This window comes from Nocardioides sp. S5 (assembly GCF_017310035.1).
In the GTDB taxonomy this organism is placed as follows: Bacteria; Actinomycetota; Actinomycetes; order Propionibacteriales; family Nocardioidaceae; genus Nocardioides.
In genome coordinates this window covers 3,787,301-3,800,093 of sequence record NZ_CP022296.1, presented here as the reverse complement: position 1 = coordinate 3,800,093, position 12,793 = coordinate 3,787,301, and the positions used below count along the sequence as shown (strand labels likewise).

13 protein-coding genes are annotated in these 12,793 nt (G+C 73.0%); 6 read left to right on the top strand and 7 right to left on the bottom strand.

Going from position 1 to position 12,793, the window contains the following annotated elements:
* Entirely contained in the window at window positions 1-1,134 is a 1,134-nt protein-coding gene (locus CFI00_RS18785) for a glycosyltransferase (RefSeq protein WP_207082507.1), read from the bottom strand.
* A gap of 51 nt (window positions 1,135-1,185) precedes the next feature.
* Here CFI00_RS18785 and CFI00_RS18780 point away from each other — a divergent pair, with 51 nt between their 5' ends.
* Window positions 1,186-2,130: a DUF1353 domain-containing protein gene (locus CFI00_RS18780; RefSeq protein ID WP_207082506.1), complete on the top strand. Its 945-nt coding sequence runs from the start codon at window positions 1,186-1,188 to the stop codon at window positions 2,128-2,130.
* Here the strand turns inward: CFI00_RS18780 and CFI00_RS18775 are convergent.
* A complete protein-coding gene (locus CFI00_RS18775) occupies window positions 2,117-2,509 on the bottom strand; it encodes a hypothetical protein (RefSeq protein ID WP_207082505.1) in 393 nt (130 codons plus the stop codon). The genes CFI00_RS18780 and CFI00_RS18775 overlap by 14 nt on opposite strands.
* Before the next feature lie 96 nt (window positions 2,510-2,605).
* Entirely contained in the window at window positions 2,606-3,331 is a 726-nt protein-coding gene (locus CFI00_RS18770; protein ID WP_207082504.1) for a hemolysin III family protein, read from the bottom strand.
* 95 nt (window positions 3,332-3,426) lie between these two features.
* Between CFI00_RS18770 and CFI00_RS18765 the strand changes: the two genes are divergently transcribed.
* The 3 genes from CFI00_RS18765 to CFI00_RS18755 all read left to right on the top strand — a co-directional run bounded on the left by CFI00_RS18765 (window position 3,427) and on the right by CFI00_RS18755 (window position 6,828).
* A complete protein-coding gene (locus CFI00_RS18765; protein WP_207082503.1) occupies window positions 3,427-4,206 on the top strand; it encodes an isoprenyl transferase in 780 nt (259 codons plus the stop codon).
* Between the two features lie 218 nt (window positions 4,207-4,424).
* Window positions 4,425-5,765, top strand: coding sequence for a PhoH family protein (locus CFI00_RS18760; RefSeq protein ID WP_207082502.1), 1,341 nt, complete (start codon window positions 4,425-4,427; stop codon window positions 5,763-5,765).
* A gap of 373 nt (window positions 5,766-6,138) precedes the next feature.
* The gene (locus CFI00_RS18755; RefSeq protein ID WP_207082501.1) at window positions 6,139-6,828 is read left to right on the top strand and encodes a lytic transglycosylase domain-containing protein; all 690 of its coding nucleotides are present in this window, start codon (window positions 6,139-6,141) and stop codon (window positions 6,826-6,828) included.
* A 12-nt stretch (window positions 6,829-6,840) separates the two neighbouring features.
* On the opposite strand, the gene CFI00_RS18750 is transcribed toward CFI00_RS18755, so the two are convergent.
* Window positions 6,841-7,356 (bottom strand): DUF4396 domain-containing protein, encoded by a 516-nt coding sequence (locus CFI00_RS18750; RefSeq protein WP_207082500.1) that lies wholly within the window; start codon window positions 7,354-7,356, stop codon window positions 6,841-6,843.
* A 197-nt stretch (window positions 7,357-7,553) separates the two neighbouring features.
* On the bottom strand, window positions 7,554-8,969 hold the full coding sequence (locus CFI00_RS18745; protein ID WP_207082499.1) for a class II fumarate hydratase: 1,416 nt from the start codon (window positions 8,967-8,969) through the stop codon (window positions 7,554-7,556).
* Here CFI00_RS18745 and CFI00_RS18740 point away from each other — a divergent pair.
* Window positions 8,968-10,857, top strand: coding sequence for a penicillin-binding transpeptidase domain-containing protein (locus CFI00_RS18740; protein WP_207082498.1), 1,890 nt, complete (start codon window positions 8,968-8,970; stop codon window positions 10,855-10,857). The two genes, CFI00_RS18745 and CFI00_RS18740, sit on opposite strands and share 2 nt — an antisense overlap.
* 4 nt (window positions 10,858-10,861) lie before the next feature.
* On the opposite strand, the gene CFI00_RS18735 is transcribed toward CFI00_RS18740, so the two are convergent.
* Window positions 10,862-11,542, bottom strand: coding sequence for a hypothetical protein (locus tag CFI00_RS18735; RefSeq protein WP_242532499.1), 681 nt, complete (start codon window positions 11,540-11,542; stop codon window positions 10,862-10,864).
* A gap of 104 nt (window positions 11,543-11,646) precedes the next feature.
* Here CFI00_RS18735 and CFI00_RS18730 point away from each other — a divergent pair, with 104 nt between their 5' ends.
* Entirely contained in the window at window positions 11,647-12,525 is an 879-nt protein-coding gene (locus CFI00_RS18730) for a MerR family transcriptional regulator (RefSeq protein WP_207082497.1), read from the top strand.
* A 5-nt stretch (window positions 12,526-12,530) separates the two neighbouring features.
* Here the strand turns inward: CFI00_RS18730 and CFI00_RS18725 are convergent, their stop codons facing one another.
* Window positions 12,531-12,767, bottom strand: coding sequence for a hypothetical protein (locus CFI00_RS18725; protein WP_207082496.1), 237 nt, complete (start codon window positions 12,765-12,767; stop codon window positions 12,531-12,533).
* Window positions 12,768-12,793 lie beyond the last annotated feature (26 nt).

The following is a 12,793-nucleotide window of genomic DNA, read 5'->3' as shown; positions in this document are numbered from 1 at the left end:
TCAGCCGGCGGCGTCCTCCAGCGCCGCCACGGCCGAGGTGAGGTCCGGCAGAGCGCGTACCTCGTCGGCCACCGCGGCGCAGCGGGCGCGCATCGCGTCGTCCCGCAGCGCCGTGTCCACCTGCTCGGCGATGGCCTCCGGGGTGGCGCCGGCCGCGTCCAGCGACGTCGCGAGACCGAGCTCGCCCGCGCGGACGGCGTTGTGCGGCTGGTCGGCGCCGAGCGGCAGCAGGACCGACGGGAGGCCGTGGGCGAGTGCGGAGAGAAGACTGCCCGAACCGCCGTGGGAGACCACCAGGTCGACCTCGGGCAGCACCTGGGACTGGGGGACGAAGGGCACCACGCGGACGTGCGGGGGCTGCGCGCCGAGGTCAGCGGGGTCGAGTCCGCGGCCGATCGTGACGATCGCGTCGGCGTCGAGCTCGGCCAGCCCGTCGAGGAGGCGCTCGAAGAGGTCTCCGGACGTCTTGTTGAAGATGGTGCCGAGCGTGACGTAGACGCGGGGCCTGCTGCTCGTGCGGCGCGACCGCACCACGTCGCCCGACCGGTAGTGGGTGGGTTCGAGGCGCAGCGGCGCGTGGGGGCTGCGGAAGGCGGGAGGCGCGTCGGACAGGACAAGGCCGGAGGTCAGCCGGCGCAGGCCGGGGTCGGCGTCCAGCCCGTGCTCCATGCGTACGGCGTCCAGCTCCGGGGCCACGAGCTCGGGACGCAGCAACAGGCCGGAGGCGAGCACGAGATGGGTCGCGACCGGCACGCCGGCCAGCTCGGCGGCGACGGTCGTGCCGAGGTCGGTCTCGTCACGCAGCACCAGGTCCGGTCCGAAGTCCTCGATGACCGGCGGGACGGCCCCGGCCATGCGTCGTGCGCCCCGGCTGGCGAAGTTCTGCGCGAACTCCACCTCGCTCGCCGCGGCCCCCATCACTGCCAACGGTGCAGGGTCGCGGCTCACGGCCGCCCCGTGGTGGGACGTCTCGCTGGTGGCGTACGCCGCGAAGCCCTCGTCCTCGATCCGCGGCACCAGGCCGCCGGACCCGGCGATCGCCACGTCGTGACCGGCGTCCCGCGCGGCGTGGGCCACGGGCAGGAGCGGGGTGAGGTGCCCGAGGCCACCGACGAAGGTGCAGAGGATGCGCATGGTGGCGCCACCCTACGGACGGATGTCGGTGCGCCGCGCCACACTGGGGACATGCAGTCTCGGGAGCGCGTCAGCCGGATGGCCGACCAGGTGCAGGCCCAGGTCAGCCGGTTCTACGACGGCGGCACGCTGCCCCGGGACGGCGTTCCGGGGCAGCCGGCCGACCCCGCCGAGGAGATGCGGATCGTCCTCGAGCGCCACGCCGAGGAGGGCGTCGAGACGTTCTCGCTCGAGCGCCGGCTGGCCTACCGCGACCGCCACCTCGGCGAGCTGCTGGTGCCGGCCGACGCGTCGTTCCGCACCGACCTGACCTCCGTGCCGGTGATCTTCACGTGGCTGGTGCCCAAGACCGGAGCCCACCTGCCGGCGGCGCTGCTGCACGACGCGCTGGTGGCCGGTCGCGACGACTCGACGTCGTACGTCTCCAGCGACGGGCGCACGGTCGACCGGGTCGAGGCCGACCGGGTCTTCCGCGACGCGATGGCCGACACCGGCACCGGGGTGGTCCGGCGCTGGATCGTGTGGACCGCGGTCACGGTCGCCACGATCTTCGTCGGCCGTGCCGTGCCGTGGTCGCGGGCGCGTCACTGGTCCTACCGGGTGGCGGCCGCCGTCACGATCGTGACCATCCTCTGGCTCGGCTGGAGCGCCACCAGCGACCTGTTCGACCGGTCGTGGGCCGGTGCCGTGGACGTGCCGTGGATGGGGGACCGGCCGTGGTGGCAGGAGCTCCTCGGCGGGCTGTCGGGGGCAATCGTGCTGCCGCTCGCGCTGAGCCTGCTGTGGGGGCGGCTGCGGATGGCCGGCGCCATCGCCGGGGTCATGCTCGCGGTCCTGCTCCACGTGACGGTCGGGGTGGCCGTCATCGGGGCGACCTACCTCGCGCTCGAGCGGCTCGCCCGCCGCTCCGCACTCCTGGCGTGGGCGCTGGCCGCGGTGGTCGTGGTCGGGGCGATCGCGGTGTTCGCCACCCTCGCCGTTGTCAGCCCGGACTGACACCGATCTCGGCGAGCCAGCGCGCGGCGAAGGTGTCGCGCGGGAGGTCCTGGGTCAGCAGGTCGACCCCGGTGTGGAGGGCGAAGGCCACCAGTCCGAGGGCGGTCGCGGTCACCAGCACGCCGTTGACGTTGCGCGGGAAGCGGCCCGGGACGGTGCGCACGCGCTGCCACCCGCCGACCAGGCCGGAGGTGACGATCGCCGACACCACACTGGCGAAGGCGGCGCCGACGACGGTGCCGAGCAGGCCGATCTGGCTGCTCAGGATCGCGGCCGTGGCAGCGGCCACGGCGCCGGCCACGAGCTGGGGCAGGGACAGGTCGAGGAAGGGCTTGCGGGCGTCCGCGGCGTCGGGCTCGGTCATCTCGGGCTGGGTCATCTCACAGGTTCAGGTCGGCGACAGGGCGTACCCCTGTACGACGCCCGCGACCCGCCGATCGTTTCCGATCGTGAGCGACCTCACCCGTGTGACGGCTCAGCGCAGGGAGTACGTCGCCAGCGAGACGCCGACGTAGTGCGCGGCGAACGCCAGGACGGTGAAGGAGTGGAAGACCTCGTGGAAGCCGAACCAGCGCGGTGAGGGGTTCGGGCGCTTGAGGCCGTAGACCACGCCACCGAGCGTGTAGAGGATGCCGCCCGCGGCGACCAGCACCAGGGTGGCGATGGCGACGCCGCTGCTGAAGCGGTCGGCGCCCTCCATGAACTGGGGGATGAAGAAGACCGCCGCCCAGCCGAGGGCGATGTACATCGGGGTGTAGAGCCAGCGCGGTGCGTCGGTCCAGAACACGCGGAAGATCACGCCCGCGATCGCGGCCACCCAGACCACGACCAGCAGCGTCGTGCGCGCGGTTCCGTCGAGGAACAGCAGCGCGTACGGCGTGTAGGTGCCGGCGATGAGCACGAAGATGTTGGCGTGGTCGAAGCGCCGCAGGAACGCCCACGTGCGCGGGGACCAGTTGCCGCGGTGGTAGATCGCGGACACGGTGAAGACGAGCAGGGCCGACAGGGCGAAGGCCAGCGAGCCGATGCGGGTCGACGGGGTGGGCGACAGGGCCACGAGGACGATCCCTGCCGCGAGGGCCAGCGGTGCGGTCCCGGCGTGGAGCCAGCCGCGGAGGTGGGGCTTGACCTCGGCCATCTTGTCGGCCATGACCTCGCCGGCGCGCTCGACGGCGTGCTCGACACGGTCGCGCGGCGTCATGTCGTGGTCTCCATGGGACGAAATTACCCGTTCAGCGGTGACGCGCGCACGCGAGCGACGCGGAGGCCTCCGTCACACGGCGCTACCATCGGTGGGTGGTGAGGCTCAAGGACGCGGTGCGACGGGTGCTCTACCCGGCCTACGAGTCCCGGGTGGTGAAGTTCCTCCCGACCGACCAGATCCCGAAGCACGTCGGCGTCATGCTCGACGGCAACCGGCGCTGGGCCAAGGCCGTCGGCCTCAACACCGCCGAGGGCTACCAGGCCGGGGCCGACAACATCCGCCCGCTCCTGGGCTGGTGCGAGGAGGTCGGGGTCGAGGTCGTCACGCTGTGGCTGCTGTCCAGCGACAACCTCACCAACCGACCGCCCGAGCAGCTCACCGGTCTGCTGACGATCATCGAGGGCGCCGTCGAGTCGCTGGCCGAGGCCGGTCGCTGGCGCATCCACCCGGTGGGGGCCCTGGACCTGCTGCCGCCCGAGACCGCCGCCCGGCTCAAGGCCGCCGAGGAGGCGACCCGCGACATCGAAGGGATCCTGGTCAACGTCGCCGTCGGCTACGGCGGGCGCCGCGAGATCGCCGACGCCGTACGCGCACTGCTCGCCGAGCACGCCACGCGCGGCACCTCGCTGGAGGAGCTCGCCGACCTCATCGACGTCGAGCACATCGCCGAGCACCTCTACACCAAGGGCCAGCCCGACCCGGACCTCGTGATCCGCACCTCGGGCGAGCAGCGCCTGGGCGGCTTCCTGCTGTGGCAGTCGGCGAACTCGGAGTTCTACTTCTGCGAGGCGCTGTGGCCCGACTTCCGCCGCGTCGACTTCCTGCGCGCGATCCGTGCGTACGCCGCGCGCGAGCGCCGCTTCGGCGGCTGACCCGCTGGTCGCCAGACGTCATCCGAGGCGTCACCTCGCGTTCGGGCGTGTCGCCCCGGATCGGCCCGCCGGCGGGCGTACTTTCGCGACATCGGCAGGTGGGGAAGCCTGCTGAACCGGGAGGCAGCCTTGAGCACTCGAATGGGAGCTCTCCGGTCCGTTGAATGACACGGGCCGGGCGAGGAGTGCGCGCGCCGACCCGCAGCAAGGGGTTAGTCGTGGCCAGCAAGTCCTCATCCAGCTCCGCATCGCCCGGCTCCACCAGCGGTGACCGTCAGACCTACGTCCTGGACACCAGCGTCCTGCTCGCCGATCCGGGCGCGCTGACCCGCTTCGCCGAGCACGAGGTCGTGCTCCCCGTGGTGGTGATCACCGAGCTCGAGGGCAAGCGCCACCACCCCGAGCTGGGCTACTTCGCCCGGGCGGCGCTGCGGGCGCTCGACGACCTGCGGGTCGTCAACGGCCGCCTCGACGAGCCGGTCTCGATCGGTTCGCAGGGCGGCAGCCTCCGCGTCGAGCTCAACCACACCGACGCCGCCTCGCTGCCCTCGGGCTTCCGGCTGGGCGACAACGACACCCGGATCCTCGCGGTGGCGCGCAACCTGGCCAACGAGGGCCACCGCGTCACGCTGGTGTCCAAGGACCTGCCGCTGCGGATCAAGGCCTCGGCCGTCGGCCTCGACGCCCAGGAGTACCGCGCCGAGACGATCAGCGACTCCGGCTACACCGGCATGACGGAGCTGGAGGTGCCGGCCGCCGACCTCGACGAGCTCTACGAGGACGGCGTCATCGACCTCGCGGACGCGCGCGACCTGCCGTGCCACAACGGCCTCGTGCTGCTGTCGGAGCGGGGCACGGCCCTGGGCCGGGTCGGCGCCGACAAGCGGGTCCACCTGGTGCGCGGCGACCGCGACGCCTTCGGCATCCACGGCCGCTCGGCCGAGCAGCGGGTGGCGCTGGAGATGCTCCTCGACCCCGAGGTCGGCATCGTCTCCCTCGGCGGGCGCGCCGGCACCGGCAAGTCGGCGATGGCGCTGTGCGCCGGGCTCGAGGCGGTGATGGAGCGTCGCCAGCACAAGAAGGTCGTCGTCTTCCGCCCGCTCTTCGCCGTCGGCGGCCAGGAGCTCGGCTACCTCCCCGGCTCGGAGAACGAGAAGATGTCGCCCTGGGCCCAGGCCGTCTTCGACACCCTGGGCGCGCTCACCGGCAAGGACGTCATCGACGAGGTGATGGACCGCGGGATGCTCGAGGTGCTGCCGCTGACGCACATCCGCGGCCGGTCGCTGCACGACGCCTTCGTCATCGTCGACGAGGCGCAGTCGCTGGAGCGCAACGTGCTGCTGACGGTGCTCTCGCGCATCGGCGCCAACTCCAAGGTCGTGCTCACCCACGACGTCGCGCAGCGCGACAACCTGCGCGTCGGACGCCACGACGGCATCGTGGCGGTGGTCGAGAAGCTCAAGGGCCACCCGCTCTTCGCCCACGTCACGCTCACCCGCTCCGAGCGCTCGCCCATCGCGGCGCTCGTGACGGAGATGCTGGAGGACGTCACGCTCTGAGGGCTGCCCCCTCGAGGGATCCCCGGCTGGCCGGTGATTCCGTAGGTTGTCAGGCTCTGCAAAGGCCGACAACGTGCGGGATCACCGGCCGACCGGGGATCCCGAAGGCGCGCCCCGGACCGCGCACCGAGGGGCGGATGGGGTCGGAGCGACCCCAGGGGCCCATGTGACGGATGACGCGTGAGCAGTTGTGGGGTTCGGTTTGCACGGCCTCCGCGCCTCATGCATGGTTGCTCGTGACCGTTTCGTGATCTTGGTCGTCGGCAGGGTCGGGGGACCGTGCCAGCACCTCGTTCCGTCGCCCGGGGCCGGGACGGTCGACCGCGCGTCCTCGTGGCGCGTGCACCCCCGTCGTCGACCCCCGTGAGCTCTCGTGCCCAAGCCCGACACGTACGTCCCCACGCACCGCGCCCCTGGCAAGCACAAGGCCGCGCGTGCCCCGCGCCGAGCCCTGCGCACCGGCCTCGTCCTGTCCGGCCTCGCGGCCGCGGCGACCGGCGTGAGCGTCAGCGGCGGCCTGGCTGCGCAGGACCCCGACGTGCTCACCCCGGCTGCTGCCGACGTCGCCGAGCCGACGGCCGCCGAGGTCTCCAGTGGTACGCAGGCCACCGACGGGTCCGGTGTGGCCGGCGGCGGCGCGGCCGGAGCCGAGCAGCCCCGGGAGCGCACGACGGTCTCCCGCTCCGCGCGCCGGACCGACGCCACCAAGGCCACGGCCCTCGCGATGTCCGCGGGCTCCGCAGTGACCCGCTCCGAGACGCTGTCCGAGGGCGACCCGCGCGACATCGCCCGCGCGCTGCTGCCGGCGTACGGTTTCTCCTCCGACCAGTTCTCCTGCCTCGACTCGCTCTACGTCAGCGAGTCCGACTGGCGCGTTGACGCCGACAACCCGACGTCGTCGGCGTACGGCATCCCGCAGGCGCTGACGCAGCTCCACGACCTGCCGGCCGACTACATGACCTCCGCGGAGTCCCAGATCCGGTGGGGGCTGGAGTACATCCAGGACACCTACGGCACCCCGTGCAGCGCGTGGAGCTTCAAGCAGGGCAACAACTGGTACTGATCGGGACGGTCCTCATCGGAGCGCGGACGCCGAGTGCGGCGACGTCGGCTCCGCGTCCAGGTCGTCGGCGACGGAGACCACGAGCCCGCCGAGCATGAAGGCCGTGATGGCGGCCACCAGCGTCGGCGTCGCCAGGTCGGGGATGAAGCGACGGGCCCCGCTGGGCTCGGCGCCGTGGTACTCGTGGGTCAGCGCGTGGCCCTTGCCGCGGGCCAGCAGGTAGCGGTTGACCGGCCACGCCGCGAAGAAGGCCACGGTCAGCGCGAGCATCATCGACAGCCAGAAGACCGGGTTGACCAGGCCCGCCTCCATCGCGCCGGGCACCAGGGCCATGACGGAGTTGTCGACCAGCTCCATCGTCGCGATCGAGAGCGTGTCGGCGGCGAGCACGATGCCGAGCGCGGCGCCGACGCCGAGCCCGGCCCGCAGCAGCGGCAGCGTCGACAGGACGTAGCCGAAGAGGAAGGCCAGGCCCACCGCGATCCCGATCGTGGCCCACGTGCCCAGTCCGAGCGCGGTGCCGATCATCAGGCCGAGGATCTCGCCGATGGCGCAGCCGGTGAGGCAGCAGGGTTGCGGAGAGCGCCATGGCGTTGGTGCCCATGTCGTGGTGCATGTCGTGGTGCGAGTCGTGGTCCCCCTCGGGGTGCACGTCGTGGCGGGTGGTGTGTTCCATGGTTCGGAACATACCCCCGGGGGGTATGAAGGTCAAGAGGAAGAGCGGTTCAGCGTCCGGTCATCGAGTCCACGTCGAGTGCTGCGTCGAGCTGTTCCTCGGTGAGCTCGCCGCGCTGGACGAAGCCCATCGCGATCACCGTCTCGCGGATGGTCGCGCCGTCGGCGAGCGCCTTCTTCGCCACCGTGGCGGCCTGCTCGTAGCCGATGTGCGCGTTGAGCGGCGTCACGACCGACGGCGACGACTCGGCGTAGCGCCGCATCCGCTCGCTGTCGGCAGTGATGCCGTCGACGCAGCGCTCGGCGAGCAGGACCGTCGACGTGGACAGGACGTGGACCGACTCCAGGAGCGCGTGCGCCATCACCGGCATCATCACGTTGAGCTCGAAGCTGCCCGACGCGCCGGCCCACGCGATCGTCGCGTCGTTGCCGACCACCCGGGCGCAGACCATGAGGGTCGCCTCGGGCAGGACCGGGTTCACCTTGCCGGGCATGATGCTCGACCCGGGCTGCAGGTCGGGCAGGTGGATCTCGGCCAGGCCCGTGGTCGGTCCCGACGACATCCAGCGCAGGTCGTTGCAGATCTTGGTCAGGCCGACCGCGACCGTGCGCAGCACCCCGGACAGCTCGACGAGCGAGTCGCGGGTGCCCTGGGCCTCGAAGTGGTCGCGAGCCTCGGTGAAGGGTTGCCCGGTGCGCTCCGCCAGCGCAGCGATGGCGCGCTCGGCAAAGGCGGCGGGGGTGTTGATCCCGGTGCCGACCGCGGTGCCGCCCAGCGGCAGCTCGCGCACGCGCGGCAGCACCGCCTCGAGCCGTTCGACGCCGAGGCGCAGCGTGGCGGCGTACGCCCCCATCTCCTGGCCGAGGGTCACCGGGGTGGCGTCCATGAGGTGGGTGCGCCCGGCCTTGACCGTGTCGGCGAACTCCTCGGCCTTCGCCTCGAACGACGACGCGAGGCGCTCCAGGGCCGGGACGAGGTCGTCGACCACGGCCAGCGTCGCCGCGACGTGGATGCTCGTCGGGAAGGTGTCGTTGCTGCTCTGCGAGGCGTTGACGTGGTCGTTGGGGTGCACCTCGACGCCGGCCTGCGCGGCGAGGGTGGCGATCACCTCGTTGGCGTTCATGTTGGAGCTGGTGCCCGAGCCGGTCTGGAACACGTCGAGGGGGAACTCGCCGTCGTGCTCCCCGGCGACGATCGCGTCGGCGGCCGCCACGATCGCATGGGCCTGCTCGTGGCTGACGACGCCGAGCGCGGCGTTCGCGCTCGCGGCCGCCGCCTTCACGTGCGCCAGCGCCTGGACGTGGCGCGGCTGGAGGGTCAGGCCACTGATCGGGAAGTTCTCGATCGCGCGCTGCGTCTGCGCCCGCCAGAGTGCCTCGCGAGGAACCTCGACCTCGCCCATCGAGTCGTGCTCGGTGCGTGTCTCGCTCACGACATCGACCGTACCCCGGCACGATGGAGCCATGCGCTCACTCCGTCTCGGGATGACCGCCGTGCTCGTGGGGGTCGCCTCGGCCTGCTCCGCGCTCGGCGGCGACGACACCGACCCCGCCGCCGACCTCGCCGACGACCTCGCCGCGGCGCTCTCGGAGCACTCGCTGGGTGAGGTGCCGCTGGGTGACGAGGCGCAGAGGACCGCCTTCGCCGAGCTGGTCGCGCCACTCGACGAGGTGCCGGTCGCCGTCGAGGCCACCTCGGTCGAGGTGGTCGAGGAGGAGGGCTGGGCCGACGTCACGCTCGCGTGGCGGTGGGACGTGACCGCCGACGCGCCCTGGGAGTACGACACCTCCGTACGCCTCGCGCAGGGCGGCGAGGACCCCCAGGAGTGGCGGGTCGAGTGGTCTCCCGAGGCGTTCGCCCCCGGGCTCGCCGAGGGCGAGACGGTCGGGTTGCGGACGCTGACGTCCCAGCGCGGTGACATCACCGGCGACGGGGGAGCGGTGCTCGTCACCGAGCGCCCGGTCCTGCGCTACGGCCTCGACAAGACGAAGGTCGAGGGCCCGCAGGTCGCGCGCAGCGCGCGGCGGATCGCCCGCATCCTCGACGTCGACGCGGCGGCGTACGCCGAGCGCGCGGAGGCGATGGGGGCAGAGGCCTTCGTCGAGGCGGTGGTGCTCCGCGAGGACGACGCCCTCGACGTGCTGCCCGCCTTCCGTCGGGTGCCCGGCGCCCTCGCGGTGCGCGACACCCTCCCGCTGGCCCCGACCCGCGAGTTCGCCGCAGCCCTGCTCGGCCGCGTGGGCCCCGCGACCGCCGAGGTGGTCGAGGAGTCCGGTGGCAGCATCGTCGCCGGCGACGAGGTCGGGCTGTCCGGCCTCCAGGCGCGCTACGACGACCAGCTGCGCGGCAGTCCCGGCACGGCCGTGGTCGCCCGGGGCGCCGACGACGTGCTCCGCACGCTCTTCGAGGTGCCGGCCACCGATGGCGCCGACCTGGTCACCACGCTGTCCCCGGACCTCCAGCAGCGTGCAGAGGACGCGCTCGCCACCCTCGGCGCCGGTGCTCCGGCTGCGGCGCTGGTCGCGATCCGTCCCTCGGACGGGGCGATCCTCGCCACCGCCAACGGCGAGGGCGCCGCCGGCGCCGACCTCGCCGCGACCGGGCAGTACGCCCCGGGCTCGACCTTCAAGGTGGTCAGCTCGCTGGCGCTGCTGCGCAGCGGGCTCGCCGTCGACGACACCGTGTCCTGCCCGGCGACCACGGTGGTCGACGGCCGCTCCTTCAAGAACTACGACGACTACCCGTCCTCCGCGCTCGGCGACATCCCCTTCGTCCAGGCGATCGCGCAGTCGTGCAACACCGCCCTCATCGCCAACGCCGACCGCCTCGGCCCGGGCGACCTCTCCGCCGCGGCGGCCGCGCTGGGGCTCGGGGTCGACCACGACCTCGGCTTCGGCGTCTACTTCGGCCAGGTGCCGCCGGCCGAGACCGAGACCGGCGCTGCGGCCGACCTGATCGGCCAGGGGACGGTGCTCGCCAGCCCGTTCGCGATGGCCACCGTCGCCTCCTCCGTCGCCGCGGGCCGCACGGTCCTGCCGGTCCTGCTGCCGGACCACGAGGTGCAGCAGGTGGCGCCGGAGGTGCCGCTGACCGGCCAGGAGGCCGGCACCCTCCGCGGGCTGATGCGGGCCGTGGTGACCACGGGCTCGGGGCGGTTCCTGCTCGACGTACCGGGGGAGGTCGGGGCCAAGACCGGCACCGCGGAGTACGGCGAGCCCGGTGCGGCCGGTGACCTGCCCACCCACGCCTGGATGATCGCCACCCGCGGCGACCTCGCGGTGGCGGTGTTCGTGGAGACCGGCGTCTCGGGGTCGCAGACCGCCGGCCCGGTGCTGGAGGCGTTCCTGCGCTGAGGCCTCAGGTGCGGCGTGCGAGGTAGAGGAAGTAGTCCTCGGGACGGTCCTGGAGCAGCACGTGGTGGGCCTGCTCCTCGGCTGCTCCGAAGACGTCGCGCAGCACTGCCAGCAGCTCCGGTGCGGCGCTGGCCGACCACACCACGAGCACCCCGCCGGGGCTCAGCAGCTCGCGGCAGCGGGTGAGGAACTCGGCCTCGTAGACCGACTCGTTGCCGTCGTGGACGAGGTAGCCCGGTCCGTTGTCGACGTCGAGCAGCACGAGGTCGTAGGTCGAGCGGGCCTCGGCGATCGCCATCGTGATGTCGGCGTTGAGCACCGTCGCGCGGGTGTCGGCGAGCACCGCGGGGCCGTGGGGCACGGTGCCGTCGCGCATCCAGCGGACGAGGACCTCCTCGATCTCGACCACCACCGCGCGCTCCACGCGGGGGTCGGCGAGGACACGCTGGAGGGTGAAGCCCAGCCCCAGACCGCCGATGAGCACCGACGAGGGCTGCTCGACGAGGGCGAGCGCCTGCGCGGCCAGCTCGATCTCGCTGGTCGTCTCGAGGGTGTCCATCACGAAGACGCCGTTGACGCGCAGCTCCAGCACGTCGGCGGCGCTGTCGGACGTACGACGGCGCAGCACGACCTCTCCGCGCTCGGTCTCGGCCCGGGCGATCTCGACGCTGTCCACACTGTCCACTCCGCCATCCTGCCCACGTCGCGGCGGTGGGGCCTCACCCCGGGGTGCTGGCGGACGGTGCGAAAGTCCTTCTCGCGGGGCCGTTCGCGTTCTACGGTGGTCAGGTGTACACCGTCGGGAGGACCGCTGAGCTCACCGGCGTGCCGACCGGCACGCTGCGCAAGTGGGAGCAGCGCTACGGCGTGGTGGTCCCGCAGCGGTCCGCGGGCAACTACCGGCTCTACAACGACGACGCGGTGCGCCGCCTCAGCGTCATGCGCAGCCTGGTCGACGCCGGGTGGTCGGCGCAGGAGGCCGCGCGGCACGTGGTCGAGGACCCGGCGGCGGCTGAGGCGCAGCTGCCCCGCCGGGAGGCGACCAGCACCGACGCGCGCGTCGAGGAGCTCGTGGCGTGCGCGGTCGACTTCGACGTCCCGCGGCTGGAGCGGCTGCTCGCCGGCGCCTTCGCCGACCCCTACCTCGCTCGCGTCGTCGACGACTGGCTGATGCCGGCGTTGGGTGGCCTGGGGCGGGCGTGGCAGCGCGGCGAGGTGTCGGTGGCCGGCGAGCACTTCGTGACGGCTGCGGTGCACCGCAGGCTCGGCCTGCTCTTCCAGACGCTCCCGCCTGCTCCTCCTGCGAGTCCTCGCGTGGTCGTCGGCCTGGCGCGCGGGTCCCGGCACGAGATGGGTGTCCTCGCCTTCGCGACGGTGCTCCGCTCGCGTGGCGTCGCGGTCACCTACCTCGGCGCGGACCTGCCGCTGGAGGCCTGGCTCGGGGCGGTCGGGCTGATCGAGCCCGCAGCCGCCGTGCTCGCCGTGCCGTCGGTGGAGGACCTGCCCGCGGTGCGCGAGGCGGCGGAGGCCCTCGGGGCGTTGACGCAGGTGCTGCTCGGCGGGGCCCACCAGGACGCGGTGGCCGCGGGGGAGCACCTCGGCCACCTGCCGGGTGCGGCGGCCGTGGCGCTGGCACACCGGCTCAGCGGCATCCCTGTGCGGGCCTGACGACTTCAGTTCGCGGCGCTCTCCGCGGCTCCCTCTGCTGCGTCCTCGCAGCCCTGGCCGGTCCAGGCGTCGCCGACGACCTTGATCTGGCAGGTGCTGTCGGTGCCGGGCACCTCGGAGGCGGCCGGGTGGGCGTAGAGGACCGAGCCGAGGGCAGCGGCGGCGATGACTGTGATGCCGGCGGAGCGCAGCCACACGCCGAGGCGCTGGTCCTCTGCGGTGAGCTGGTAGGTGTCCGACATGTCGCGCTCCCGGGTTGTCCACAGTT

What these genes read in the sequence shown, in the direction of transcription:
- CFI00_RS18775 (WP_207082505.1), bottom strand. Translation starts at nt 2,509, where the DNA reads ATGACCCAGCCCGAGATGACCGAGCCCGACGCCGCGGACGCCCGCAAG.
- CFI00_RS18740 (WP_207082498.1), top strand. Translation starts at nt 8,968, where the DNA reads ATGCGCTCACTCCGTCTCGGGATGACCGCCGTGCTCGTGGGGGTCGCC.
- CFI00_RS18785 (WP_207082507.1), bottom strand. Translation starts at nt 1,134, where the DNA reads ATGCGCATCCTCTGCACCTTCGTCGGTGGCCTCGGGCACCTCACCCCG.
- CFI00_RS18770 (WP_207082504.1), bottom strand. Translation starts at nt 3,331, where the DNA reads ATGACGCCGCGCGACCGTGTCGAGCACGCCGTCGAGCGCGCCGGCGAG.
- CFI00_RS18750 (WP_207082500.1), bottom strand. Translation starts at nt 7,356, where the DNA reads ATGATCGGCACCGCGCTCGGACTGGGCACGTGGGCCACGATCGGGATC.
- CFI00_RS18745 (WP_207082499.1), bottom strand. Translation starts at nt 8,969, where the DNA reads ATGGCTCCATCGTGCCGGGGTACGGTCGATGTCGTGAGCGAGACACGC.
- CFI00_RS18780 (WP_207082506.1), top strand. Translation starts at nt 1,186, where the DNA reads ATGCAGTCTCGGGAGCGCGTCAGCCGGATGGCCGACCAGGTGCAGGCC.
- CFI00_RS18725 (WP_207082496.1), bottom strand. Translation starts at nt 12,767, where the DNA reads ATGTCGGACACCTACCAGCTCACCGCAGAGGACCAGCGCCTCGGCGTG.